Raw genomic sequence first — 23,092 nt, forward strand, 5'->3', positions numbered from 1 at the left:
TCAGGCCACCGCCTTCGCCGACGAGGTCGGCACAACGAGGGGCTTCCCGATGACCGGGTCGTCAGCGTTGGCCGACGCGATGCGCGACGACCACTCGTCGACCATCTGCGCGTGCCGGAAGTACGCGTACTCCGCGTCCCCACACCGCACCGGGTAAAGCCGGTAACCCTCCGGGCGCAGGTGCAGCACCACACCGACTTCAGCGGTCGGCGGCATCGGGACCCGCTCACCGTTACGCAGCCACCCGATCGAGGCACGCCGGTAGGCCGACATCTGCAGCCCGGCCTCGGGGTAGACCCCGTGCACGTGACCAGCCGACGTGACACGGTCCCACTCGCCGCCGGTCTTGGTGTCGCCCATGATGTCGCCGGCCGGGTCCACGGTGTAGCCCGCTGCACGCAGTGCCTCACCGATCCGGCCGGACGCCGCGATCATGTAGTCCAACGTCCCGGCGTACCCGTGGTCGGGGTTCGCCACGACCATCTCCGAGGCGGTGAACTCCGGGGCCCACTCCTCCTCGAACCGCAGCAGCTGCTGCAGGTACGGCGCGAGCTCCGGACCGTCGATGGCCCACTCCGTCTCGCCCACGGCGATGCTCGAGGGCAGCGGGGTGTTGAGGATGCGGGACTCGATGACGCCGTGGACCAGCGACCCGATCTCGGCGCGCTCGTCCTTCTTCCGGGTGTGGGCCCGCGTGATCCATGCACGCAGCTCGGCGAGCCGCTCGGGGAACCGCGACGCAGCGACGAGAGCGGGGAGCGCCTCGATTGCGGCGTCGGTGCACATGTTCCCGGCCCAGTAGACGAGGCCGTCCTTGGGGACACCGCCGCTGAGGATGGTGGTGACCGAACGGAGCCGGTCGCCGGTGACGTGGTCGGCGTAGTAGCCGTTCCCCTGGCGCTTCGGGATCGGGCCCTTGTCCTTCTTCTTCGGCTGCCGACGGTGGTCCATGGGCCGCTGGGTGGGCTCGGGGACGTCGGGACTGTCGATGAGGAGGGGGCCGGTCTGCTCGTGGTCGGTCATCGCAGGTCTGCCTTCGCTTCGATGCCGCAGTCGCGGCAGTAGGACGGGGCGCAGTCGGAGCACACGACGTGGCCGTGGTCGCAGCCGAAGTCGCCGATCCCGCAGGAGCTCTCCGGGCACAGCGCGGTGTCGCACGAGTCGCAGGTGTCGTGCTCGTCGCACATCTCGGTGATGTGCTCGACGAGCTGCCGGGCCACAGCCAGCGGGAGCACCACGACCGTGTCTGTGGACGGTGCGGCGGCGAGTCGGGTGACCTCGTCGTGGAGCGTGCTGACGGCGTTCATGCCGGCACCGCCCGGGGAGACATCGCGGTGACGTACACGCCGGTGCCCGGGGCGGGGCCGCTGCGCTGGAACGCGCCCTCCCAGGTGCCCGGGGTGATCCCGAGGTGCTGCGTCCACGCGTGCACGTGCTGCGGGGCGACGTGGACGTGGGCGGGGATGCCGGGGCTGGCGACGCGGACCTCGAGGGGCTCGGGGAGGCCGGCGTCGATGGCGTCGGCGACGAGGCGGAGGAACGCGGCGGTCTTCATGCGGTCACCGCCGGGGGTGCGATGCGGCCGGCGAGCTCGTGCATGTGCCGTTCGATGGAGCCCATCTCGACGCCGGTGATGTCGTTGCCGAGATACCGCAGCGCCATACCGTTGGTGAGGTGCCCGTCCAGGCGCTCGACGGCCTCGGCGATTATGTAGAGCAGGCCACGCAGCTCGTCAGCGGTCCGGTCGGTGACGGGGCCGTGGAGGTGGGCGCGGACGGCGTTGTAGGCCGCATCGAGGGGCGCCGCCGTCGTCATGCCGCACCCCCAGCGGTCCAGGCGTCGAGCTGCGCGGCGAGGTGGGCGTCGGAGAACAGCGGCCCGTACGTCGACGGCCCGTCGGTGAACTCGACCGCGGGCTGCTCGCCGGGCGTCGCGGTCTCGGTGACGTCGGAGACGAGCTCCTCGGCCGGGCCGCGGTACTCGACGCCGTGCACGACGGTGACGAGCTCGTTGCGTGCCGTGTCGTACTCGACGCGGCCGTTGTGGTTGAACGCCAGCTGCTCGACGTGGTCGGCGGTGGTGGTGATGCTCTTCCTCATGGGGGACAATCCCTTCGTTGGGTCCCCGGCTTCTCCGTTGGCTGCCAGGCGGTGGAGAACCGGGGATCTTCTGTTGAGTGGTGCTGGTACCGGCGACGCCGCGGCCTGGTGTGCGAGACGTGCAGTCCTCGCGCCTGACGACGCCGCCGGCGGCCTAGGACGCCTCGCGGTCGGTGAGCCCGCGTTCGGCGCGGATCTGCGCCTCGAGCTCGTCGACGGTGTAGGGCGACGTGGGGGTCCAGGCGGCCTCGGCCTGCTCCCGCGGCGTCATCAATGCGCACGCGAGGCGGGCATCGGCGATGCGGCGGCCAGCGGCCTTGATCGCTTCGGACCGGGGGCGCCTGTTCATGCCGCCGGCTCCGTCGTGCTCGTAGTGCCGGCGTCGGGGTGGCGGATGGCCAGGGGGCGGCAGTTCAGGACCTTGCACGCCTTGGCGAGGAGTCGGTTGGTCAGCGGTTTGCGGCCTGCCTCGATGTTCGAGAGGTAGGCGTAGGAGATGTCGAGCTCGGAGGCGAAGTCGCCGAGTAGCCAGCCCTCGCGCTCGCGAATCTCACGCAGGGTCGCGCCGACACGCTCGCGTTCGCGCTGCTCGTCGATGCTGATGGTCTTCGGGGGCATGTCGAAGATCGTAGGGAACATCAGGGAACATCGCAAGGGAAACCTCGGAGAACGCCCGGAAGATCGCATCCCTGCAGGTCATCCCGTCTCACATCTTCGTGATTACACGGCGGTATTCCCGTCGTTCTGCCTTGTTGTACAGATTTGTCGCTCTTGATGTTCCCTCGTGTTTCCGGAAACAGTTCCGGGCATGAGACGAGGACCCAATGCCGCAGACGAACAACCAGAAGCGCGCCTCCGACGCCGTCGCGTCCTGGCTCGCCCTGCACGACAAGAACCCCGCCTGGCTGGTCGACGCCACCGGCGCCGACCCGGGAACGATCAGCACCTTCCTCAACCAAGAGCGATGGCCCAAACTCAGCACCCAGGGCAAGATCGAAAAAGCACTTGGCTGGCCACCCGGCACCATCCGCCAGATCGGCAACGGCGCAGACGTCCCACCCGACCTCCTCACACCCCCCGGCGAACCCGCCGAAACCACCCCTGTCGGTGCCGGCGTAGATCCTGAACTCCTCGCCGAGCTCGCGCACGCATCACCCGACGCGATCGAAGCGGTCCGAGCAGTCCTGCGAGCAGCCAAGGGAGGGTGAACACCGATCGGTTACAACCCCTGGGACGACCTCGCGTCCCGCCCCCACCTCACCTACGTCCGCACCCGACTCCCCCTGGCCGACGCCTGGTACCTCCCCGACATCCCCGGCATCGCCATCGACGACCGACTCACCCGCGTCGAACGACGCTGCGCCCTGGCACACGAGCTGGCCCACATCGACCTCGGGCACCACGAACAGCTCGCCGGCTGCGGACGCGGCACAGCCCGCCTCGCCCGACGACGCGAGGTCCAAGCTGACGGCCTCGCCGCCCGACGACTCGTCCGCCTCGACGACCTCATCGCTGCTCGGCGCGCCTACGACTGTCCGTGGCTCGTCGCCGAGCACCTTGATGTCACCGAGCACATGCTCCGCGTCCGCATCGATCAGATGTACGGCGGCGAGATCGCCGTCGTACGCCGCGGCCTAGCCGAACAGGAGACACACGCATGAAGGATCAGACCCGCTCCGGCATCCAACTCCTGTGTTGGGCTGCAGTCTCCGGAGTTCTCCTACTACTCGGCTGGGCCGTAGGCGGCGAATTCGGGCAGACGCTCGCCGTCTTCGCCATGATGGGCTGCCTGGTCTTCGGACTCTTCGGACTCGGCCGCATCTCCATGGGCCTCGCCAACCGAAGCGCGGCCCCGGCACCCAAGTCGGCCTCTGATCTCGCCCCGGGCTGGCACACCGGCGACGACGGCGTACGCCGCTACTGGACGGGCACCGTCTGGAGCGACGTCCCCTCCGATTCCGACCCGCGGAGCTGATCTCGCATGTCCGCGGACCTCCGGCCGGTGCCCGAGACCCCACCGAGGGTCCTCGGTCTCGTGCGCGTCTCCAAGGAACGCGACGGCATGGTGACCCCGGAGATCCAACGCACCGCCATCACCGACTACTGCCGCGCCCGCGGCTACGACCTCGTGGACTGGCTCGAAGGGATCGACGAGTCCGGATCCCGCTCCCGCTCCGCGTGGTGGCCACGCCTCGACCAGGCCGTCGCCGCCGTCGAGACCGGCGACTACGACGCGATCGTCGTGTGGAAGTTCTCCCGCACCGCCCGACACCGCCTCAGGTGGGCTGTCGCCATCGACCGCGTCGAGCAAGCCGGCGGCCGCCTCGAATCAGCGACCGAGCAGGTCGACGTCACCACCTCCACCGGCAGGTTCACGCGCGGCATGCTCGCCGAACTCAGCGCGTTCGAGGCCGAGCGCATCGCCGAGGGCTGGCGCGAGGCTCACCAGCGGCGCGTGCGCGCCGGGCTCCCCCCGACGGGGAAGCCGAAGTGGGGCTACATCTACGACGGCGAGGAGAAGATCCACCGACCCGACCCCGAGACCGGGCCCGTGCTCGCGACGCTCTACCGCCGTTACGTCGCCGGCGAGTCCGTCTACCAGCTGGTGCGGTGGCTCAACAGCCACGGATGGCGCACGCTCGAGCAGAACCTGTGGAGCGACCGCACTCTGCGGCGCGTGCTGGACTCCGGGTTCGCCTCCGGTCGCTTCCTCTACCGCGGCGAGTTGCACGACGGCATCCACGAGCCGCTCATCGACAACGACCTGTGGCAGGCCTACCTCGACGCACGTCAGGAACGGCGTGCCCAGCCCGCCCGACGAACGCGGTCGCAGTACCTGCTCTCAGGGCTGGTGCGGTGTGCGCGATGCGGCGGCACGATGACAGCCGGGCAGTTCGGTGCCGGTCGGGCCCCGAAGTACCGGTGCAAGACGAGCAAGGAGCAGGGTCCGGAGGCGTGTGCCGGCGGATATGTGACGGCGTCGTACGTGGAGCGGGCGGTGTTCGAGGAGCTTGAGGAGCTGGCGCGGGACATCGATCGTGAAGCGGACCGGGCCGCGGCAGCGGAGGGGCGGCGTGCGTCGCTGCGGTCAGAGGCAGGTCGTCTCGCACGCGAGCTGGGGAAGGTTGACGGGGCGCTACAGCGGTTGATGCTGCAGCGGGTGCAGTCTCCGGAGGTGCCTGGGTCGGTGTTCGATGCGGCGGAGGCTGACCTGCTCGAGCAGCGGCGTGGGCTCGCTGAGGCGCATGAGGTGGCGGCGCGGGAGGTGCGGCGTGCGGTTGCGGATCCGGTCGCGGTGGCTGCGTCGCTGGTGGAGCAGTGGCACCGGCTGCCGGTGGAGCATCGGCGGATGAGTCTGCGTGATCTGTTCTTGGAGGTGCGGGTGACGACGGGGCGGCCGCGTGCGGTGGTTGAGGTCATCCCGGTCGTGTGACGCTTGGCGTTGTTGGGTTCGGCCAGGGTGGTTTCACGCCACGGTCACGATGGTGACCATGACCCAGCCGGGCACGTCGCCGCGCTCGTCACGGGGAAGGTCGGGATCGAGCATCCGCATCAGCAGCGCAGTCATCAGCTGGAACGACATCGGTCGCTCTCCTTTCATCGGGTGGAGGGATCACGGGCGGGTCAGGGTGCGAAGAGCCGCAGCCCGACGACGCCTGGGAAGAAGACGAAGAACACGACCGTCGGGAGGACGAGGAACACCACCGGCGCCATCATCAGGACCTCGCGCCGAGCGCCGGACTCGATGAGCGCGCGGCGACGGGCCTCGCGGACATCGGCGGCCTGAGCGTGCAGGACGTCGGTGAGTGGCGTGCCGCGCTCGATCGCCACCGCCATCCCCTCCGCGAACCTGGCCAGCACGGGCAGTCCGGTGCGTGCGGCGAGGTCGTCGAGGGCCCGAGTGACGGGTGTGCCCGTGCGGACGGCAGCCAGGACCCGCTCCAGCTCGCGCGCCAGCTCGCCGTTGGTCCGCCCGGCGACGCGGGCGGTGGCCTGCACCGGCCCCTCCCCGGCCGCGACGGCGAGGGCCAGGAGCTCGGCGACGGTCGGGAACTCCGCCAGCATCCGCTCCTCGCGCTGACGCACCTGGGCGGTGAGCCGGTTCTCGCGCAGCAGCACGCCGATCGCGAAGGCCAGCACGCAGGCGATCAGCATCGGCACCGCACGGTCCGGGGACCGCAGCGACACCAGCAGTGCGACGGCAGCAGTGCCGGCGAACGCGACCAGTCCCCACATCACCTGGGAGACGCGGAAGTCGTGGACGGTCATGTCCGATCCGGCACGGTCGAGACGACGGCGCACCGAGTCAGCGCCGCCCAGCACGCGCTCGACCAGGTCGGCGGCGTGCGTGAGCGACGGCCCGAAGACGGCGCGGGCGGCCGAGATCGGCCGGTCGGTGCCAGACGCGATGACCGTGTCGCGGGCGGGCAGATCCCGCAGGTAGGGAAGCACCCGTTGCTCGAGGCGTGGTCGGCCGAGGGCGGCCACCCGGTCGAGCACGACGAGCAGTGCTCCTCCGGCCACCGCGCCGAGGAGCGCCCCCCACACGGCCGGACTCACGCGAGCACCCGGCGTTCCTCGGGCAGGCGGCCGACCCGCAGCATCAGCCGATAGGCGGTCACGCACGCCACTCCGCCGCCGATGAGCACGACCACCCCGGCGGGCGAGGCGTAGCGCGCGACGACCTCACGCTGGAACGACAACAGCAGCAACACCAGCCAGGGCGCGGCGACGGCGAGCCGCGCGCCGTTGACCGCCCACGCCTGGCGGGCCTCGAGCTCGGAACGGGTGCGGGCGTCCTCACGCAGGTAGGCCGACAGCGTGCGCAGAAGGCGACCGAGGTCGCTGCCCCCCACCTCGCGCGCGAGCCGCAGTGACTCGATCACCCGGTCGCCCACCGGGTCCGAGAGGCGCTCCTTCAACCGGTCCAGGCACTCCGAGAACCGCCCGGTGAGCTGGTAGTCGGCGGCGAAGTCGGCGAACGCCGGACGCAGTGCCTCAGGTCCGCGGTCGGCCAGGCCGGCCAGGGCATCCGGCAGCGACATGCCCGCCCGCACCGCCGAGGAGAGGTTGTCGACCGCCTCGGGCCAGACTTCGGCCAGCTCGCGCCGACGCCGACGTGCACGGCCGAGCACGACGGCGACCGGGAGGTACGCCGCGATCGCGCCGAACGCGAGCGCGACCGGCACGGTGCGCGAGACGACCTGCATCAGCACCGCTGCCACCAGTCCGCACGCTGCGGACAGGGCGGTCATCGAACCCGTGCCGACCCGGTGCAGACCGGCGGCGTCCAGGGTCCGGCGTACGGCGCTCGGGCGGGGGTGCGGCCGCGGCGCAGCGCGCGGGGTGAGGAAGGCACTGCCGATCAGCAGCAACCCCACACCGATCCCGAGCCCGACGACGACACCCATCAGCCGTCCTCCGCGAGCAGGGCGTGGACATCGATGCCACGCGCGGCGTAGCGGTCGGTGCGCGGAGGTACGCCGCCCGCTCGCCGCAGCTCGTGCCCCTCGCGCACGAAGACGGGCTCGGTCTCGATGACGTCGCCCTCGACCCGGCCGGGGACCGCGACGATCTCGCGGACGCACCGCAGCCCGTCGGGCTCGACTCCGAGGTGGACGACGAGGTCGACGGACGCGGCGACGGTGGGGACGACGAACTGTGACCCGACGTTCTCACCCGCGAGCAGCGGCAAGGTGCACATCTTCACCAGCGCCTCGCGAGCACTGTTGGCGTGGAGGCTCGCGAGCCCGGGAAGCCCACTGTTGAGGGCGAGCAGCAGGTCGAGGCACTCCTCGGCACGCACCTCCCCGACGATGATCCGGTTGGGTCGCATCCGCAGCGACTCCTTGACCAGGTCACGCAGCACGACCTCGCCGGTGCCCTCGAGACCACCGTGGCGGGTCTGGAGTGCGACCCAGTCGGGATGCGGGAAGCGCAGCTCGAAGACCTCTTCCGCGCTGATCACCCGTTCGGTGCCCGGGATCGCAGCGGCGAGGCAGTTGAGCATCGTCGTCTTGCCCGCCTGCGTGGATCCGGCGACGATGATGTTCAGCCCGGCGCGCACGCTGGCCGCCAGGAAGCGCGCGGCGTGTGCCGACAGCGACCCCAGCTCGACCAGCTCGTCGAGGCGCGCGGCCTTCACGACGAACTTGCGGATGTTGACGGCGGTGAAGTTCCTCGAGATCCCCGACAGCACGACGTGGAGCCGGTGTCCGCCCGGCAGCAGCGCATCCACGAACGGCCGGCTCATGTCGAGGCGGCGCCCGCTGGTCTTCAGCATCCGCTCCACCAGGTCGTCGACCTCGGCAGCGGTGAGGACCGTGTTGGTGAGCTCGTGTCGGCCGTCGCGGGCGATGAACACCCGCGACGGGTCGTTCACCCAGATCTCCTCGACCGTGTCGTCGTCGAGGTAGCGCTGCAGCGGACCGAAGCCGGCAAGCCGAGCGACCAGCTCCCCCACCACGCCGGCCGGGTCTGCGACCGGCAGCACCGCACCGGTGAGGCTGCGCGCGTCGTGCTCCGCGACGAGCTGCTCGGCCATCCGGCGTACGACGTCGGGCGCGGACTGGGGATCGACACCGGCGGAGCGGACCGCAGCGCGCAGGCGCTCGTCGAGGTCGCGCACGACGTCGTCGGCAACACCTGACGTCGCGACAGCTCGACCCGATTCGAGCACGCTCACCAGCGATCACATCCCCCGAGATAGGACTGCGAAGGCCAGCAGTCTCGCCCGACTCACGGCGATCCCGCCACCCTCGGCGGGGGCTGTGGACAAGTCTTTACTGAACGGGTCGGCCCCGGAACGCCGAAGAGCGGGGGGATCTGGTGTCAGCACGCGGCACCAGATCCCCCCGCTCTTGCAGGGGCTCGACTCGGGTCAGGCGGGGACGCTCTCCCCGTCGCGCGCGGCGAGCAGGTCGAGCGCGATGTCGATGATCATGTCCTCCTGGCCACCGACGAGGCGACGCTTGCCGACCTCCATGAGCAGGTCGCGGGTGTCGACGCCGTACTGCTTCGAGGCGTTCTCCGCGTGCCGCAGGAACGAGGAGTAGACCCCGGCGTACCCGAGAGTGAGGGTCTCGCGGTCGACGCGCACGGGCCGGTCCTGGAGCGGGCGGACCAGGTCGTCGGCGGCGTCCTGCAGCTTGAAGACGTCGCAGCGGTGCTTCCAGCCGTAGATGTCGGCGACCGCGACGAACGGCTCGATTGGGCAGTTGCCCGCACCGGCGCCCTGCCCGGCGAGCGAGGCGTCGACGCGGTAGGCGCCAGCCTCGACGGCGGTGACCGAGTTGGCGACCGACAGCGAGAGGTTCTCGTGGGCGTGGATGCCGATCTGGGTGCTCTCGTCGAGCACGTCGCGGTAGGCACGCACCCGCTCGTCGACGCCCGGCATCGTGAGCCGGCCACCGGAGTCGGTGACATAGACGCAGTGGGCGCCGTACGACTCCATCAGCTTGGCCTGCTGCGCGAGCGAGGCGGCGTCGGACATGTGCGACATCATCAGGAAGCCCGAGACGTCCATGCCGATCTCGCGGGCGGTCTCGATGTGCTGCTTGGCGACGTCGGCCTCGGTGCAGTGGGTCGCGATCCGGACCGAGCGGACGCCGAGCGAGTAGGCGCGCTTGAGGTCCTCGACGGTCCCGACGCCGGGCAGCAGGAGCGAGGTGAGGACGGCGTTCTCGATGACGGACGCAGCCGCCTCGATCCACTCCCAGTCGGTGTGGGAGCCCGGGCCGTAGTTGACCGAGCCGCCAGTGAGCCCGTCGCCGTGGGTGACCTCGATGGCGTCGACGCCGGCCTCGTCGAGGGCCTTGACGATCTTCTTCAGGTCCTCGGGGTCGATGCGGTGCCGGATGGCGTGCATGCCGTCCCGCAGGGTGACGTCCTGGATGTAGAGCTCGGTCATGCGAGCGCTCCTTCGGTGGTGGCGGCGCGCAGGCTCTCGGCGATCTTCTCGCCGGTCCGCAGCGCAGCGGAGGTCATGATGTCGAGGTTGCCGGCGTAGGCCGGGAGGTAGTGCGCGGCGCCCTCGACCTCGAGGAAGACCGCGACCTTGTGGGTCACCGCGATGTCACCGGAGCTCTTGCCGACCATGGTGTGCACCGGCTCGTCGGCGGGCACGGCGGTGAACTGCACCTGCTGCTTGAGGCGGTAGCCAGGGACGTACTCCGCCACCTTGGCCACCATCTCGTTGACGGCTGCGCGGATCGCGTCCTGGTGCTCCTCGGCCGGGTCGTTGATCAGGCAGAAGACGGTGTCGCGCATGATCAGCGGCGGCTCGGCCGGGTTAAGGATGATGATCGCCTTGCCCACCTGGGCGCCGCCCACGGCCTCGATGGCGTGCGAGGTGGTCTCGGTGAACTCGTCGATGTTGGCGCGCGTGCCGGGACCAGCCGACTTCGACGCGATCGACGCCACGATCTCGGCGTACGGCACCTCGGTGACGCTGGAGACCGCCGCGACGATCGGGATCGTCGCCTGGCCACCGCAGGTCACCATGTTGAGGTTGTCGAGACCGATGTGCTCGTCGATGTTGACCGGGGGTACGACGTAGGGGCCGATCGCCGCGGGGGTGAGGTCGACGAGCTTCTTGCCGTACGGCGCGAGCTTGGCCGCGTTGGCGCGGTGGGCACCGGCGCTGGTGGCGTCGAAGACGATCGCGATCTCGTCGAAGTCGTCCATCGCCATGAGGCCGTCGACGCCCTCGGCGGTGATCGGGACGCCGAACCGCTCGGCGCGGGCGAGCCCGTCGGACTCGGGGTCGATGCCGACCATCGCGCCCATCTCGAGCGTCTCGCTGACGCGCATCACCTTGATCATCAGGTCGGTGCCGATGTTGCCCGACCCGATGATGGCGACCTTGGTGCCGCCGGATCCTGCCTTGGCCATGGGTTTACTCCTTGGTGGATGAGAACGTGGCGGTGACCGAGCCGAGGCCCGAGACCGTGGCGGTGACGACGTCACCGGGGGCGGCAGCGACCATGGGGCCGAGCGCGCCGGACAGCACGAGCTGGCCCGCGCGCAGCGGGTCGCCGAACTCGCGTGCCTTGTTGGCCAGCCACACGACGGCGTTGAGCGGGTCGCCCAGGCAGGCCGCGCCGTTGCCCTGCGAGACCTGCTCGCCGTTGCGGGTCATGGTCATCTCGACGCCGACCGGCTCGACCCCGTCGAGGGAGAACCGCTCCTCGCTGAGCACGTAGAGCGCGCTGGAGCCGTTGTCGGCGACGGTGTCGCCGAAGGTGATGTCCCAGTCGGCGATGCGGCTGTCGACGATCTCGATCGCGGCGCAGATGTAGTCCACCGCGTCCCGGATCTGCGCGACGTCCAGCGGGCCCTCGACGAGGTCGTCCTTCAGCACGAAGGCGATCTCCGCCTCGGCCTTGGGCTGCAGCAGCCGACTCATCGGGATCACGTCGGACTCGGCGTAGCCCATGTCGTCGAAGAGGTAGCCCAGGTCGGGCTGGTCGACGCCGATCTGCTTCTGCACCGCCTCCGACGTCAGGCCGACCTTGCGGCCGACCACCGTGGCGCCGGTGGCGAGCTTCGCCGCGGTGCCGCGTGCTTGGACGGCGTACGCCTTGTCGATGTCGGTGCTGCCGATCAGGTCGCGCACGGGGGCACAGGGGACGCCCTCGGCGGCTGCGGTCAGCAGCCGCTCGGAGGCCTCGATGACCTCGGGGGTCTCGGTCAGGTTCTCTGGCATGGCTTCATCGTGCGGGCCTGGGGCCGCCGGACGAAGCCGAGAGTTCCGATGAGTGGAACTATGCTCGCAGGCATGGCCCTCGACCCCGCCAGCGTCCTCGCCAAGGTGATGCGCGTGCTGCACGCCTTCGGCGCCGACGACCACGGCCTGGGGTTCGCCGAGCTGCAGCGCCGCACCGGCCTGCCGAAGGCGACGGTGCACCGGGTGGCCAACGACCTGGTCGAGGCGGGACTGCTCGACCGGGTCGACGGCGCCTTCCACCTCGGGTCGCATCTTTTCGAGCTCGGGATGCGCGCCTCCGTCGAGCGCACGCTGCTCGAGGTCGCCACCCCGTTCCTCGAGGACCTCTACGAGCGCACCCACGAGGTCGTCCACCTCGCGCTGCGCGAGGGCTCGGAGGTCGTGTACGTCGCCAAGGTGGCCGGGCACCGCGCGATCCGCACGCCGTCGCGCATCGGTGGCCGGATGCCGGTCAACGCCACCGCGCTGGGCAAGGCGCTGCTCGCCCACGCCGGCGAGGAGGAGCGGATCGCCGTGCTCCGCGGTCCCCTGGAGCGGCGTACGGCGCGCACCATCACCGCCCCGGGACGCTTGCGCCAACAGCTCGACAAGGTGGTGGAGACCGGGGTCGCCTACGAGTTCGAGGAGGGCGCGCCCGGCCTGGTCTGCGTGGCCGCGCCCGTGCTGGACCCCCAGGATCGCCCGGTAGCCGCGATCAGCATCTCCGGCGCCACACCCCGCTTCCGCCCCACAGACCATGCCGCCTCCGTCCATGCGGCCGCCGCGGGCATCGGCGCCACGCTGGCCCGGCGCGCGGCGCTCGCCGAGGAGGGGCTCACCTAGGCTGCGCGGATGAGCCAGTCAGACCTGTCGACGGCATTCGCCGCCGAGCCCCCTCCCCTGGTCAACGCCCGCGGCGCGAAGCTCAACAAGCGCGGACGCGAGACCCGCGCCCGGGTCATCAGCACGGCGATCGAGATGCTCGCCGAGACCGAGCACGGCGGCGCCAGCGCGAACCTGATCGCCAAGACCGCCGGCGTCACGTGGGGCACCGTCCAGCACCAGTTCGGTGACGTCGACGGGCTGTGGGCGGCGGTGCTCGACGAGCTGCAGCACCGGCGCGCGATGCTGCCAGGCGACAGGGAGCCGGCCGACTCGGTCGCGGGCCGGATCCGGCAGATCGTCGACGGCCTGTGGGACGGGATGCAGACGCCCGAGGCGCGGGCGGTGTCGGCCATCCGCAACACGCTGCCGCCCGACACCGACGAGCTGGCCGCGGCGTACCCCCTCACCGCGGAGCGCTTCGCCGCCTGGGACCGACACTGGCGCAAGATCTATGCCCGGTCCTTCCACGGCCTGAGCGTCGACCAGCGCCGACTCGAGCGGGTGCGCGAGTTGTTGCCACCGGCAGTGCGTGGCCTGCGCCACGAGCGCAACCTCAGCACCTGGACCGACATCGACGAGGCGCGCGAGGGTCTGATCGAGGCGACCGCGCTCTACCTCGAGACCCCGTAGTCAGTCGGCGCTCGCCGGAGGATCGGGGAAGACGTCGTACGCCGGGTCGTCGGGTCCGCGGCTGCCGGCCGGTTCGAAGAGCCGGGTGCTCGCCGTCCAGAGCTCGTCGAGGGAGTGCAGGTAGCGACGGTGCGCGATCCGCCAGATCGCGTCCCGCCGCTCCCACCGGTCGACGTAGCGCCCGTGGGAGACCGTCTCGTGTGCGGTGCCGTCGGCGCCGATCGTGCGCGCCCGCATGATCACGTAGCACTCGCTCCCGGCGACATCGCCGTCGACGGTGACGGCGATGTTGGACAGGTGGTGGGTGTGTGTCTGCATCGGCGGGTGCACCTCGGCGATGAAGTCGGCGAACCCGTAGCCCGTCCCGGAGTACATCGCGCCGTAGTCGGCGATGGCGTCGGGGTGGAAGACCGAGCGGATGAGGGGTACGTCGATGCGGTCCACCGCGCGGGCGTAGGCCAGCAGCTGCTCGGTGATCTCGTCCTTGGCGACCAGGCGGGCCAGCAGAGCGTCGATCTCGTCCTCCTGGAGGGCGTCAGTCGTCGATGGCGGCGAGGCCGGCGGTCGCGAACGACGCGATCGCCTCGACGAAGTCCGGATCGAGTCCGTCCTCGGTCATGGGGTGGCCGTAGCCGCGCCGGTCGGCACCGGCCAGTGCGTTGAGCATGCCGAAGACCGCGATGCCGGTGCGGCGACGGATCTCGGGGTTGCGGGTGCGCCCGAGTGCTCGCTCGAGAGCGGCCACGAAGAGGCTGTCGATGCTCGGCGCGACCTCGATCGCCGAGTGGAAGGGCGAGATGTCGGTCGTCGCCGCCCAGGCCACCACCTTGGCCCAGTTGAGCCCACCCTCCGGGTCGGCGTTGATCTCGGCGACCATCGGCATGAGCACCGCCTCGACCACGTCGCGGACGCTGACCTCCGCGCGCTCGGCCAGCGCCGCCAGGTCCTGGCGGGTCTGGCGTCCGACCGTGCGTCCGCGGCGTGCGACCACCGCGCCGACCAGGTCGTCCTTCGTCGGGTAGTGGTAGAAGACCGCGGCCGGCGCCACCCCGGCCGCGCGCGCCACTGCCCGCAGCGACACCGACTCGACGCTCGCCTCACCGAACATCCGCTCGGCGGCCTCGACGAGCGCCACCGGGACGTCGAGATCCGACCGCTTCCCGGGGCGGCGCGCTGGATCGGTCACGGCCACCGAGTCTAGGCCCCGGCCGCGGCGACGGCGGGCCGGAAGCCCTGGAGACTGCGCACCAGCGGCAGCGACTCCGCGGTCGCGAACCCCGGCGCTGCGGCGCAGACGGCAGGGATCGCGTTGACCACCTGCATCGCCGTCGCCGCGCTCGCCGCCCGCACGTGGTCGGCCAGCGAACGCGGCTCCGCGAAGCTGGCCAGGGTCGTCAGGTGAGCCTGCACCGACGGTTCCCCCTCGAGCTGGACGGTCCATCCGTGCTGGGCGCGCGGCCAGTCGGCGGGTGCGGCACCGATGGACCACAGGCAGTCGACGACCACCTTCGCCGTACCCCGTGCCCGGCCGGTCCAGGTCCAGCGTTGGGCGTTGACCGTGCCCGGCGCGATCGTCCGGTCGAAGACCGGGATCGGCTCCGTCGCCGTCCCGACGCTGTGCTCGGTGACGACCTCGTCGAGCTCCGCGCCGAGCGCGTCGCCGATCAGCCAGACCTGCTGGCGGAAGAGGTCGGCGTTGAACGCCAGGAACTCGCTCGCCCCCTCGTCGACCTGTGCCGGCGGCGCGCCGAAGCGCATGTTGTCGAAGGTGATCCGGGTGCTCTCATAGGCGCTCCAGTCGGCGCGCTCCACCAGGGACACCGTGCGCAGCTCGCGCACGAGTCCCGACAGGGCGAGCGGCACCGCCATGCCGAAGTTGCCCGGGTTCAGGCCGCTGCCGTGCAGCGTCGCCCCACCGGCGTACGCCGCCTGCTCCAGCACCGCGCGGTCGGCCGCGGACATCCGCGCGGGGTGGAAGCAGAAGGCCGTGGTCACCACGTCGACCCCCGCCCGCAGGAGGTCGGCGACCTCGGCGACGTGGGCGACGCGCGGGGTGTAGACGACGCAGTCCGGCGCGGCGGCCAGGAGCTCGGCGAGGTCCTGCGTCGTGCGGACTCCCAACGGCGGCAGCCCCACGAGCTCGCCCGCGTCCACGCCGACCTTGTCGCTGCCGTGGACCTTCACCGCGACGAGCTCCAGGCCCGGCGCCCCGAGCACCCCGAGCACCGCCTCCCGTCCGACCGCACCGGTCGCCCACTGCGCGACGCGCAGGGTCATCGTGCACTCGCCCCCGGGGCGACGTCGGTCTCCTCGCCCAGGTAGGCGCGGCGCACGGCAGCGTCCTGCCGGATCTCCGGTGGTGCGCCCTCGGCGATCTTCTGACCGAAGTCGAGGACGACCACCCGGTCGGCGCAGCCGAGGACGAGCTCGACGTCGTGCTCGATCAACAGCACGCCCATCCCCCACTCGTCGGCGAGCCGGCGCACGAGCCTGCCCAGCTCCGCCCGCTCGGCCTCGCCGAGGCCGGCCGCCGGCTCGTCGAGCAGCAGGACCGACGGTTGCGTCGCCACAGCTCGGGCGATGGCGACCAGCCGGCGCGCGCCGTACGACAGGTCTTCTGCGACCTCGTCGATGACGTCGGCGAGGTTGAGCTCGTCGATCGCGGCCTCGAGCACCTCGGGCAGCGCGGCGCGTCCCGGCCGGACGAGGTCGGTGAGGTACGCCGTGCGGTCACGGGCGTCACAGGCCGCCAGCAGGTTCTCCCGGACGGTGAGGTCGTCGAAGAGCTCCAGGGACTGGAACGACCGCGCAAGCCCGGCGCGGGCCCGGCGGTGCGGTGACCACCGGCTGATGTCCTGGCCGTCGATCACGACCTGCCCGGCGGTGAGCTTGTTGTAGCCGCTCACGCAGTCGATCAGCGTCGTCTTGCCGGCACCGTTGGGCCCCAGCAACCCGAGCACCTCACCCGGCTCCACCCGGAGGTCGACGCCCTCCAGCGCGGTGAACCCGCCGAACCGCTGGGTGAGTCCGTGCACCTCGAGCGTGCGGGGCTGCACGGTCACCGCGGCGCGGCCGGCGCGCTCCGCCCGCGCCTCCCGCTCGGCCGCAACCGACCCGCGCCGTCCGGCCGAGCCGAACCGCGCACGCAGCTTGCCGCCGACTTTGTGGTCGATCTCCTCCGCCACGCCGTTCTGGTTGGCCAGCAGAGTGACGAGGAGGACCAGCGCCATGATCACCGGGATCCACTGCGAGAAGCCGCCGTCGGCGGACAGTCCCTCCTGCGTGTGACTCGGGAGCAGGAGGTGGACGATGCCGCCCTCGGCGCCCACGGCCATCACGACCGGTCCGAGGACGAACCCGACGCCGCCGATGACGGTGAGCACCAGGATCAGGATCGAGTCGCCGACGTCGTAGAGCACCCCGAAGCTGATCGTGCCGTAGCTGAAGCCGAGCAGCACACCGCCGAGGCCGGCGATGCCGGCCGCGAGCGTGAAGGCGTAGAGCTTCGTCTCGAAGACGTCGACGCCGATCGCAGAGGCGGCGCGCTCGTTGGTGCGTACGGCGAGCATCCGGCGTCCGACCCGGCCGCGCCGGACGTTGGCGACCATCAGGCAGACGAGCACCAGGGCCGCCAGGCACAGCAGGGCGTAGCGGTCCGGGTGCCGGATCGGGTCGACGTCGAGCCCGAACAACGAGACCTCGCTGGGCGCGACCGTCCCCCACTTCGGGTTGTTGAAGAAGATCGAGTGGACGGCGAAGCCGAGTCCGTAGGTCACCACTGCGAGGTTGATGCCGCGCGTGCGCAGCGCCGGCAGCCCGAGCAGGAACCCGATCAGGCCCGCCGCGAACACACCGGCGAGGAGTGCCAGCTCGAACGGCCAGCCCGCGAGCGCTGACAGGCGTCCGGCCACGAAGGCACCCGCGCCGGCCATCGCGAACTGCGCCAGCGAGAGCTGCCCGGCGTACCCCGTCAGCAGGACGACCGACAGCCCGACCATGGCGGCGGTCGTGCTCATCACCAACGCGACCTGCCACGAGGCCGAGGCCAGCACGAAGACGACCATCATGGCGACGACGAGGGGGACGACGACCTTGGCGCGGATCCGGCCGGTGCCGACCTTCGGCAGCCGGTCCGTGGCGCTGCCGCGCAGCGGCAGTCCCCGTCCGTTGACGACCATCAGCACGATGATCACCATGAACGGGACCGAGTCGGCGATGCCCGGGGAGTCGATGAAGCCCATCGACACCGTCTGCAGCGCGCCGACGGCGATGCCACCCAGGCAGGCCATCGGGTAGGACTTGAACTCCGCGAGCAGGGCCGCGGCGAGGGCGCCGATGATCAGCGGGGCGAACTGGGTCGGCGACATGAACCCGAACGAGATCGCCGGCACCAGCGATCCGGCGAACGCGGCGAGCCCGCCGCCCAGTGCCCAGGTGGCGGCTGCGAGGGCATCGGGCGACCAGCCGAGGGCCGCGGCCGCGCGCGGGTTCTCGGCGGACGCAGAGATGGCGTGGCCGAAGCGGGTCCGTGCCATCGTCACCGTGGCGACCGCGGTCAGCAGCACCGCGATGCCGGCGAGCCAGAAGGCGTACTGGCCGATCTGGATGCCCTCGACGAGCCTGACCGGCGTGGTCGGCACGAACGGCGCGCTCATCAGCTGACCCGCGCCATGGGTCCGCAGCACACCCTCCATGATCAGCGTGAGTACGCCGAGGGTCGCGATCACGCGCGCGAGCGGACTGGCGCGGCGCAACGGTCGCAGGACCAGGACCTGCATGGCCAGACCGACCAGGCACCCGAGCAGGACGGCCAGCACCAGCGCCACCGGCGTGCTGAGGCCGTGGTCCGCGCGCAGCGTGTAGACGGTGTAGGCGCCGATCAGGGCGAAGCCCGAGTGGGCGAAGTTCACGACCCCGGAGCCGCGGTAGATCATCACCATGCCCACACCGAGCATGGCGTAGATGCCGCCGAGACCCAGGCCGACGAACGCGTAGCGCAGCAGGTCGCTCACGCCGCCTCCCCCCGTCCGACGTACAGGTCGGTGATTTGCTCCGGGTTGTCGCGCAGCTCGGCGGCGGGCGCGGTGAGCACCTGGCGGCCGCGGCGCATGACGTGAACGGTGTCGGCGACGCGCAGTGCCTGGCGCACGTGCTGCTCGACCAGGACGACCGCGACCCCTGTGTCGGCGGCCCGGCGGACCGCCTCGAGCAGGCGCTGCACGATCAGGGGCGCCAGACCCAGCGACAGCTCGTCGGCCAGCAGCACCTGGGGCTTGGCTGCGAGCACGCGGGCGAGTGCGAGCATCTGCTGCTGTCCGCCCGAGAGCAGACCGGCTTGCTTGCCGAGGTGCGGCTCCAGCTCGGGGAAGTACGCCAGCGCGTCGCTGGGCGCGCCCCGGCCGAGCTTGAGGTTCTGCCAGCCGGTGAGCTGCATGAAGACGCACCGCTCCTCGGTCAACAGTCCCAGGCCGGCACGCGAGCGCTGGTGCAGCCGGCGGTTGCGGTCGTCGCCCAGGACCTCGACGTGGCCGGCGGTGGGGCTCAGCTCCCCGGCGAGGGTCAGGAGCGTGGTGGTCTTCCCGGCACCGTTGGCGCCGAGCAGGGCGACCACCTCGCCGGCGCGCACCTCGAGCTCGATGTCGGAGACGACCGCGCCGCCGCCGTACCCGGCTGCGAGCCCGCGAGCCGCGAGGACGATCTCCTCGCGACTCGCAGGTGCCTCGGTTGTCGCAGTCACGCGGGCCTCACTGCCCCATGGAGGCGAAGGCCTCGCCGAGGTCGGAGATCTCGTCGCTGTCCGGGACCAGCTTGCCGTCCTCGACGGTCACCCACTGCGCCTTCATGTTGAACGCGCGGGCGAAGTCGGGGATGAAGAACGACTTGGTGAAGTCGATCGGCTCGGTGAAGCCGAGGGTGTCGAAGGCCGTCTCCGCCTGCAGGCCCGCCAGCACGCTCTGCGAGCTCACCTCGTCCAGCGACGCGGCGAAGTTGGCGAAGGACACCACCGACACCCAGGCGTTCTGGTTGATCAGCGAGACCCAGCCGGCCTCGCCGCCGTCGGTGACCGACGGGGCGGCCGCCTTGGCGTCGTCCCAGATCGGGTCCTCGGCCACGGGGAAGGTGCTCCACGTGCGGATGCCCTCGAGCACGGGTCCGGCGGCGTCGAGGATGTCCTGGGAGATGGACGCGCCCATCACATACATCTTGGTGGTGCCGCCCAGGCTGGCGTTGGCCGCAGCGAAGCCCGCGATGACGTTGCCGGCGGCAGCCATGACCACGCAGTCGACGCCCTGCGCCTGCTGCGCGATGCCGCTGTAGTCGGAGACGTTCGGGGGCATCCGGATCGTCTCGACCTCCTTGACGCCACCCGCCTGCGCACCGGCGCCGATCAGGAGGCCCAGACCCGTGGACGCCGTCCCGGTCTCGGTCGAGGGAGCGGCCACTGTCTTGCAGCCGTCCTTGGCGGCCTGCAGCCCGAGGCCGGCCAGCCCGGCCGCGCCGGCCGAGAGCGGGAAGGACACGGCGCTGGTGAGCTCACCGGCGCTGATGAGCGGGGTGCCGAGCCAGGGGATGCCGGCCTCCTCCAGGATCGGGAGGATGACGTCGCCGTTGCCGGCGAACCCCCCGACCACCGCGGCGACGTCGCGGTTGACGGCCTCGCGGGCGCAGTCGGCGGCCATGTTGGGGTCGAAGCCCTCGTTGCAGGTCACGAGCTTCAGCTCGCTGCCGTTGATGCCGCCGTCGGCGTTGACCTTCTTCACGGCCGCCTCGACGACCTCGAGGATCTCCTTGCGGTCGAGGATGGGGTTGTCGTACGGCGCCATCGACAAGATCGTGACCGGGTCACCGGTGAAAGTGACGTCCGAGCCGGCGTCCGGCCCATCGGGTTCGGCGGTGGACTCACCCCCGCACGCGGCAAGGCCCAGAAGTGAGCTGACTGCCAGGACGGACAGAAGGCGACGCGAGCGAGACATGGGACCTCCGCAGATTCTGGACAACTGTCCAATATGACGTGGATCACTCTGCGGACTCTTTGATCACCTGTCCAGCACATTGGCGATTTTCGTAGAGGATTCACCAATGCATCGGAGAGTCGCATGCGCATCAGGCTGCGGACCCGTTCGGACGATCTGACGTAGCCCGTTCGGACTATGCCCGGCTCGTCCCCTCAGGGGCGTCACCTCCCTCGGAGGGGGTCGTTGTCCTGATTGATGACGAACTTCCTGGTGTCGGGTGCCTCTCCACGGCGGGGCGCCAACGACCACACCCCGCTCGTGACCTCTGCCGTGGCAGCCACCGCGACCCTCGCTTCGGAGCTGGTGAAGGTCTCGCTGGGACGGTCCGCGATCACACCCGACCCCCGCGACCGGCGCTTTCAGGACCCCGCCTGGGCGACGAGCCCGGTCTACCGCCGCCTCGGCCAGTCCTACCTCGCTGCCTGTGCGGCGGTGGAGCACGTCGCCGAGGAGCTCGACGACGCCGGCCAGCGCGAGGCCGCCGAGCGGGCCCGCCTGCTGGGCAGCCTCGTGACGAGCGCGCTCGCGCCGACCAACACGCTCGCGGGCAACCCGGCCGCGCTCAAGCGCGCGATCGACACCGGCGGCGCCAGCGTGGTGCGCGGGTCGCTGAACGCGCTCGAGGACCTGCGCCGCAACGGCGGGATGCCGTCCCAGGTGCGGCGCGACTCCCTTCAGGTCGGCCGCGACCTCGCCGTCACGCCGGGCGCGGTGATCCAGCGCGACGAGCACGGCGAGGTGCTGCGCTATGCCCCGACCACCGAGCAGGTGCGCGAACGCCCGGTGCTCATCATCCCGCCACCGATCGGCCGCTTCTACTTCCTCGACCTCAGCCCGGGCCGCAGCTTCGTCGAGCACGCGCTCGGCCACGGGCTGCAGACCTTCCTGCTCAGCTGGCGCAACCCGACCCCGGAGCACGACGACTGGAGCATCGACGACTACGTCGGGCGGATCCGCTCGGCGGTCGACGCGGTCTGCGCCGAGACCGGCAGCCCCGACGTCAACATCATGGGCTTCTGCGCCGGCGGGATCCTGACGAGCCTGCTCCTCGCCCACGAGGCGGCCACGGGCGAGCGTCGGGTCCACTCCGCGTCGTTCGGGGTGACCATGCTCGACTTCGGCGAGCCGATGGCGCTCACCGCGCTCACGCCCGACTGGATGGCGGGGCTCTCGCGGCGGCTCGCGGAGCGCAAGGGCGTCCGCACGGCGGAGTCGACGGGACGGGCCTTCACCTGGCTGCGCCCCGACGACCTGGTGTGGAACTACTGGGTCAACAACTACCTCATGGGCCAGGACCCGCCCGAGTTCGACATCCTCAGCTGGAACGCCGACGGCACCAACCTCCCAGCCAGGCTCTACGGCCAGTTCATCGAGATGGTGCGCGAGAACCCGCTCCTGCGGCCCAACGGGATGAAGGTGCTCGACACCCCCGTCGACCTCAGCGAGGTCGACGTACCCGCCTTCGTCATGGGTGCCGTCGCCGACCACCTGACCCCGTGGCGCACGACGTACCGCACGACCCAGCTTCTGGGTGGCGACACCGTCTATGCGCTCAGCAGCGCGGGCCACATCGCCAGCCTGGTCAACCCGCCCGGCCGTCCCCGGATGTCCTACACGATTGCTCCGGCGACCCCAGGCGAGTCGGCCGACGACTGGCAGGAGCGTGCGACCACCCACCAGGGATCGTGGTGGGAGGCGTGGGCCGAGTGGCTGCTCGAGCGCTCCGGCGACGAGACGCCCGCGCCGACCTGGTACGACCCCCGCCGTACGCCGCCCCTGGGGCGCGCGCCCGGGCGCTACGTGTTCGAGAAGTCCCGCTCCAAGGTGCGCCGCAAGCGCCAGGACGGCGACCCGGTCACCCACATCAGCCGTGAGGGACTGTCCTACACGGTCGCCGGCTCCGGCCCGCCGCTGCTGTGGATCACCGGCTACAACGCGCCCAGCGAGATCCTGGCGCCGCTCGTCGAGGAGTTCACCGACCGGTTCACCTGCATCACCTACGACCTGCGCGGGTGCGGGCGCACCGAGCTGCCCCCAACCTCGATCAGCACCCGCTCGATGGCCGAGGACGCCCTCGACGTCATCGAGAGCGCGGCGCTGGGACCGGTGCACGTGCTCGGGTTCTCGCTCGGCGGCATGATCGCCCAGGAGCTGGCTCTGCTGGCGCCCGATCGCGTCCGGGCGCTGGTCCTGGCCTCCAGCACCCCGGGCGGCATGAAGACCGAGCACGCCTCCACCCCCACGACGACCGTGATGGAGCTGCTGCGCACCGCCCAGCGGTTCAACCTGTGGCACTTCGCGCCGGTCGTCGGCACCACCCAGGCGTGGGCGGCCGGCACCCACGACGCGGCGGCCCGCCTGCCGCAGGTGCAGGCCCCGACGCTGGTCGTGCACGGCCAGGAGGACCGGCTCCTGCGCGTCGGCCACGCCGAACGCCTGGCTGCGCTCATCCCGGACGCCGAGCTGGTCACGCTCCCCGACGCCGGGCACGTGTTCTTCCTCGACGGACCCGAGGGGATGGACCACATCGCCACGTGGCTCGACGAGCACCGCGACCAGGAGCCGGGCACCCCCGCTCCCCCGGACCCGCCGCGGACCTGGTCGGAGGAGGCCGTGCATCAGCTGCGAGTGCAGGCCATGCCGGGCCTCCGGGTCGGGCAGGCGTTCGCACACCGCGCGGGGCAGCTGGCCTCGCTCGCGCCGCGGGTGCTCCCCCGGCCGCGCCGCGGCAGCTGAGCCCCGCTCACCCCAAGACA

The 23,092-nt window shown here is 71.2% G+C and carries 26 protein-coding genes; 7 read left to right on the forward strand and 19 right to left on the reverse strand.

All coding sequences use genetic code 11. The features are described 5' to 3' along the window. The 7 genes from J2S59_RS01170 to J2S59_RS01200 form a co-directional block, all read right to left on the reverse strand. Positions 1-1,023, reverse strand: a complete 1,023-nt coding sequence (locus J2S59_RS01170; protein WP_068116463.1) for a hypothetical protein — start codon at positions 1,021-1,023, stop codon at positions 1-3. Further along, a complete protein-coding gene (locus J2S59_RS01175) occupies positions 1,020-1,307 on the reverse strand; it encodes a hypothetical protein (protein WP_068116461.1) in 288 nt (95 codons plus the stop codon). Before J2S59_RS01175 ends, J2S59_RS01170 begins: the two co-directional genes overlap by 4 nt. Continuing rightward, positions 1,304-1,555 (reverse strand): hypothetical protein, encoded by a 252-nt coding sequence (locus J2S59_RS01180; protein ID WP_068116459.1) that lies wholly within the window; start codon positions 1,553-1,555, stop codon positions 1,304-1,306. Before J2S59_RS01180 ends, J2S59_RS01175 begins: the two co-directional genes overlap by 4 nt. Next, on the reverse strand, positions 1,552-1,815 hold the full coding sequence (locus J2S59_RS01185) for a hypothetical protein (RefSeq protein WP_068116458.1): 264 nt from the start codon (positions 1,813-1,815) through the stop codon (positions 1,552-1,554). Before J2S59_RS01185 ends, J2S59_RS01180 begins: the two co-directional genes overlap by 4 nt. After that, the gene (locus J2S59_RS01190; RefSeq protein WP_068116456.1) at positions 1,812-2,099 is read right to left on the reverse strand and encodes a hypothetical protein; all 288 of its coding nucleotides are present in this window, start codon (positions 2,097-2,099) and stop codon (positions 1,812-1,814) included. The genes J2S59_RS01185 and J2S59_RS01190 overlap by 4 nt, the downstream gene beginning before the upstream one ends. Positions 2,100-2,253: 154 nt before the next feature. After that, the gene (locus J2S59_RS01195) at positions 2,254-2,448 is read right to left on the reverse strand and encodes a hypothetical protein (protein ID WP_068116454.1); all 195 of its coding nucleotides are present in this window, start codon (positions 2,446-2,448) and stop codon (positions 2,254-2,256) included. Next, the gene (locus J2S59_RS01200; RefSeq protein WP_181641410.1) at positions 2,445-2,717 is read right to left on the reverse strand and encodes a helix-turn-helix domain-containing protein; all 273 of its coding nucleotides are present in this window, start codon (positions 2,715-2,717) and stop codon (positions 2,445-2,447) included. Before J2S59_RS01200 ends, J2S59_RS01195 begins: the two co-directional genes overlap by 4 nt. A 206-nt stretch (positions 2,718-2,923) precedes the next feature. Here J2S59_RS01200 and J2S59_RS01205 point away from each other — a divergent pair, with 206 nt between their 5' ends. The 4 genes from J2S59_RS01205 to J2S59_RS01220 all read left to right on the forward strand — a co-directional run bounded on the left by J2S59_RS01205 (position 2,924) and on the right by J2S59_RS01220 (position 5,532). Then, positions 2,924-3,307 carry a hypothetical protein gene (locus J2S59_RS01205; RefSeq protein WP_068116450.1) on the forward strand — a complete coding sequence of 128 codons (384 nt, stop codon included), beginning with the start codon at positions 2,924-2,926 and terminating at the stop codon, positions 3,305-3,307. A 117-nt stretch (positions 3,308-3,424) separates the two neighbouring features. Next, positions 3,425-3,760, forward strand: a complete 336-nt coding sequence (locus tag J2S59_RS20270; RefSeq protein WP_503124979.1) for an ImmA/IrrE family metallo-endopeptidase — start codon at positions 3,425-3,427, stop codon at positions 3,758-3,760. Then, on the forward strand, positions 3,757-4,074 hold the full coding sequence (locus tag J2S59_RS01215) for a hypothetical protein (RefSeq protein WP_068116447.1): 318 nt from the start codon (positions 3,757-3,759) through the stop codon (positions 4,072-4,074). Before J2S59_RS20270 ends, J2S59_RS01215 begins: the two co-directional genes overlap by 4 nt. 6 nt (positions 4,075-4,080) lie before the next feature. Continuing rightward, complete coding sequence (locus J2S59_RS01220) at positions 4,081-5,532, forward strand: recombinase family protein (RefSeq protein ID WP_068116445.1); 1,452 nt, start codon at positions 4,081-4,083, stop codon at positions 5,530-5,532. Positions 5,533-5,723: 191 nt separating this feature from the next. On the opposite strand, the gene J2S59_RS01225 is transcribed toward J2S59_RS01220, so the two are convergent. The 6 genes from J2S59_RS01225 to J2S59_RS01250 form a co-directional block, all read right to left on the reverse strand. Next, a complete protein-coding gene (locus J2S59_RS01225) occupies positions 5,724-6,659 on the reverse strand; it encodes a type II secretion system F family protein (protein ID WP_068116444.1) in 936 nt (311 codons plus the stop codon). Beyond that, entirely contained in the window at positions 6,656-7,510 is an 855-nt protein-coding gene (locus tag J2S59_RS01230; RefSeq protein WP_068116442.1) for a type II secretion system F family protein, read from the reverse strand. The genes J2S59_RS01225 and J2S59_RS01230 overlap by 4 nt, the downstream gene beginning before the upstream one ends. After that, entirely contained in the window at positions 7,510-8,784 is a 1,275-nt protein-coding gene (locus J2S59_RS01235; protein ID WP_246360043.1) for a TadA family conjugal transfer-associated ATPase, read from the reverse strand. The genes J2S59_RS01230 and J2S59_RS01235 overlap by 1 nt, the downstream gene beginning before the upstream one ends. Before the next feature lie 195 nt (positions 8,785-8,979). Continuing rightward, positions 8,980-10,008, reverse strand: coding sequence for a 4-hydroxy-2-oxovalerate aldolase (gene dmpG / locus J2S59_RS01240; RefSeq protein ID WP_068116440.1), 1,029 nt, complete (start codon positions 10,006-10,008; stop codon positions 8,980-8,982). Next, complete coding sequence (locus J2S59_RS01245) at positions 10,005-10,991, reverse strand: acetaldehyde dehydrogenase (acetylating) (protein WP_068116438.1); 987 nt, start codon at positions 10,989-10,991, stop codon at positions 10,005-10,007. Before J2S59_RS01245 ends, dmpG begins: the two co-directional genes overlap by 4 nt. Before the next feature lie 4 nt (positions 10,992-10,995). Further along, complete coding sequence (locus J2S59_RS01250; RefSeq protein WP_068116437.1) at positions 10,996-11,805, reverse strand: 2-keto-4-pentenoate hydratase; 810 nt, start codon at positions 11,803-11,805, stop codon at positions 10,996-10,998. Between the two features lie 72 nt (positions 11,806-11,877). On the opposite strand from J2S59_RS01250, the gene J2S59_RS01255 reads away from it, so the two are divergent. Both J2S59_RS01255 and J2S59_RS01260 read left to right on the forward strand, forming a co-directional pair. Next, a complete protein-coding gene (locus J2S59_RS01255) occupies positions 11,878-12,648 on the forward strand; it encodes an IclR family transcriptional regulator (RefSeq protein WP_181641409.1) in 771 nt (256 codons plus the stop codon). Positions 12,649-12,657: 9 nt separating this feature from the next. Then, positions 12,658-13,320 carry a TetR/AcrR family transcriptional regulator gene (locus J2S59_RS01260; protein WP_306824731.1) on the forward strand — a complete coding sequence of 221 codons (663 nt, stop codon included), beginning with the start codon at positions 12,658-12,660 and terminating at the stop codon, positions 13,318-13,320. Here the strand turns inward: J2S59_RS01260 and J2S59_RS01265 are convergent, their stop codons facing one another. Genes J2S59_RS01265 through J2S59_RS01290 form a run of 6 tightly spaced genes read right to left on the reverse strand, consistent with a single transcriptional unit; the run spans position 13,321 to position 20,144 of the window. Continuing rightward, positions 13,321-13,920, reverse strand: coding sequence for a nuclear transport factor 2 family protein (locus J2S59_RS01265; RefSeq protein ID WP_306825449.1), 600 nt, complete (start codon positions 13,918-13,920; stop codon positions 13,321-13,323). After that, on the reverse strand, positions 13,856-14,506 hold the full coding sequence (locus J2S59_RS01270; RefSeq protein ID WP_181642002.1) for a TetR family transcriptional regulator: 651 nt from the start codon (positions 14,504-14,506) through the stop codon (positions 13,856-13,858). Before J2S59_RS01270 ends, J2S59_RS01265 begins: the two co-directional genes overlap by 65 nt. Before the next feature lie 11 nt (positions 14,507-14,517). Beyond that, on the reverse strand, positions 14,518-15,597 hold the full coding sequence (locus tag J2S59_RS01275; protein WP_068121121.1) for an NAD(P)H-dependent amine dehydrogenase family protein: 1,080 nt from the start codon (positions 15,595-15,597) through the stop codon (positions 14,518-14,520). Continuing rightward, positions 15,594-18,332, reverse strand: coding sequence for a branched-chain amino acid ABC transporter permease/ATP-binding protein (locus J2S59_RS01280; RefSeq protein WP_306824732.1), 2,739 nt, complete (start codon positions 18,330-18,332; stop codon positions 15,594-15,596). The genes J2S59_RS01275 and J2S59_RS01280 overlap by 4 nt, the downstream gene beginning before the upstream one ends. Continuing rightward, positions 18,329-19,057, reverse strand: a complete 729-nt coding sequence (locus J2S59_RS01285; protein WP_068120658.1) for an ABC transporter ATP-binding protein — start codon at positions 19,055-19,057, stop codon at positions 18,329-18,331. Before J2S59_RS01285 ends, J2S59_RS01280 begins: the two co-directional genes overlap by 4 nt. Positions 19,058-19,064: 7 nt before the next feature. After that, on the reverse strand, positions 19,065-20,144 hold the full coding sequence (locus J2S59_RS01290) for an ABC transporter substrate-binding protein (protein WP_068120660.1): 1,080 nt from the start codon (positions 20,142-20,144) through the stop codon (positions 19,065-19,067). A gap of 450 nt (positions 20,145-20,594) precedes the next feature. Here J2S59_RS01290 and J2S59_RS01295 point away from each other — a divergent pair, with 450 nt between their 5' ends. Then, positions 20,595-23,072, forward strand: coding sequence for an alpha/beta fold hydrolase (locus tag J2S59_RS01295; protein WP_181641937.1), 2,478 nt, complete (start codon positions 20,595-20,597; stop codon positions 23,070-23,072). The last annotated feature ends 20 nt before the right edge of the window (positions 23,073-23,092 follow it).

The organism is Nocardioides massiliensis (assembly GCF_030811215.1).
In the GTDB taxonomy this organism is placed as follows: domain Bacteria; phylum Actinomycetota; class Actinomycetes; order Propionibacteriales; family Nocardioidaceae; genus Nocardioides_A; species Nocardioides_A massiliensis.

What these genes read in the sequence shown, in the direction of transcription:
- J2S59_RS01175 (WP_068116461.1), bottom strand. Translation starts at nt 1,307, where the DNA reads ATGAACGCCGTCAGCACGCTCCACGACGAGGTCACCCGACTCGCCGCC.
- J2S59_RS01290 (WP_068120660.1), bottom strand. Translation starts at nt 20,144, where the DNA reads ATGGCGCCGTACGACAACCCCATCCTCGACCGCAAGGAGATCCTCGAG.
- J2S59_RS01200 (WP_181641410.1), bottom strand. Translation starts at nt 2,717, where the DNA reads ATGCCCCCGAAGACCATCAGCATCGACGAGCAGCGCGAACGCGAGCGT.
- J2S59_RS01190 (WP_068116456.1), bottom strand. Translation starts at nt 2,099, where the DNA reads ATGAGGAAGAGCATCACCACCACCGCCGACCACGTCGAGCAGCTGGCG.
- J2S59_RS01260 (WP_306824731.1), top strand. Translation starts at nt 12,658, where the DNA reads ATGAGCCAGTCAGACCTGTCGACGGCATTCGCCGCCGAGCCCCCTCCC.
- J2S59_RS01195 (WP_068116454.1), bottom strand. Translation starts at nt 2,448, where the DNA reads ATGAACAGGCGCCCCCGGTCCGAAGCGATCAAGGCCGCTGGCCGCCGC.
- J2S59_RS01215 (WP_068116447.1), top strand. Translation starts at nt 3,757, where the DNA reads ATGAAGGATCAGACCCGCTCCGGCATCCAACTCCTGTGTTGGGCTGCA.
- J2S59_RS01180 (WP_068116459.1), bottom strand. Translation starts at nt 1,555, where the DNA reads ATGAAGACCGCCGCGTTCCTCCGCCTCGTCGCCGACGCCATCGACGCC.
- J2S59_RS01245 (WP_068116438.1), bottom strand. Translation starts at nt 10,991, where the DNA reads ATGGCCAAGGCAGGATCCGGCGGCACCAAGGTCGCCATCATCGGGTCG.
- J2S59_RS01255 (WP_181641409.1), top strand. Translation starts at nt 11,878, where the DNA reads ATGGCCCTCGACCCCGCCAGCGTCCTCGCCAAGGTGATGCGCGTGCTG.
- J2S59_RS01185 (WP_068116458.1), bottom strand. Translation starts at nt 1,815, where the DNA reads ATGACGACGGCGGCGCCCCTCGATGCGGCCTACAACGCCGTCCGCGCC.
- J2S59_RS01250 (WP_068116437.1), bottom strand. Translation starts at nt 11,805, where the DNA reads ATGCCAGAGAACCTGACCGAGACCCCCGAGGTCATCGAGGCCTCCGAG.
- dmpG (WP_068116440.1), bottom strand. Translation starts at nt 10,008, where the DNA reads ATGACCGAGCTCTACATCCAGGACGTCACCCTGCGGGACGGCATGCAC.
- J2S59_RS01220 (WP_068116445.1), top strand. Translation starts at nt 4,081, where the DNA reads ATGTCCGCGGACCTCCGGCCGGTGCCCGAGACCCCACCGAGGGTCCTC.
- J2S59_RS01170 (WP_068116463.1), bottom strand. Translation starts at nt 1,023, where the DNA reads ATGACCGACCACGAGCAGACCGGCCCCCTCCTCATCGACAGTCCCGAC.
- J2S59_RS01230 (WP_068116442.1), bottom strand. Translation starts at nt 7,510, where the DNA reads ATGGGTGTCGTCGTCGGGCTCGGGATCGGTGTGGGGTTGCTGCTGATC.
- J2S59_RS01205 (WP_068116450.1), top strand. Translation starts at nt 2,924, where the DNA reads ATGCCGCAGACGAACAACCAGAAGCGCGCCTCCGACGCCGTCGCGTCC.
- J2S59_RS01275 (WP_068121121.1), bottom strand. Translation starts at nt 15,597, where the DNA reads ATGACCCTGCGCGTCGCGCAGTGGGCGACCGGTGCGGTCGGACGGGAG.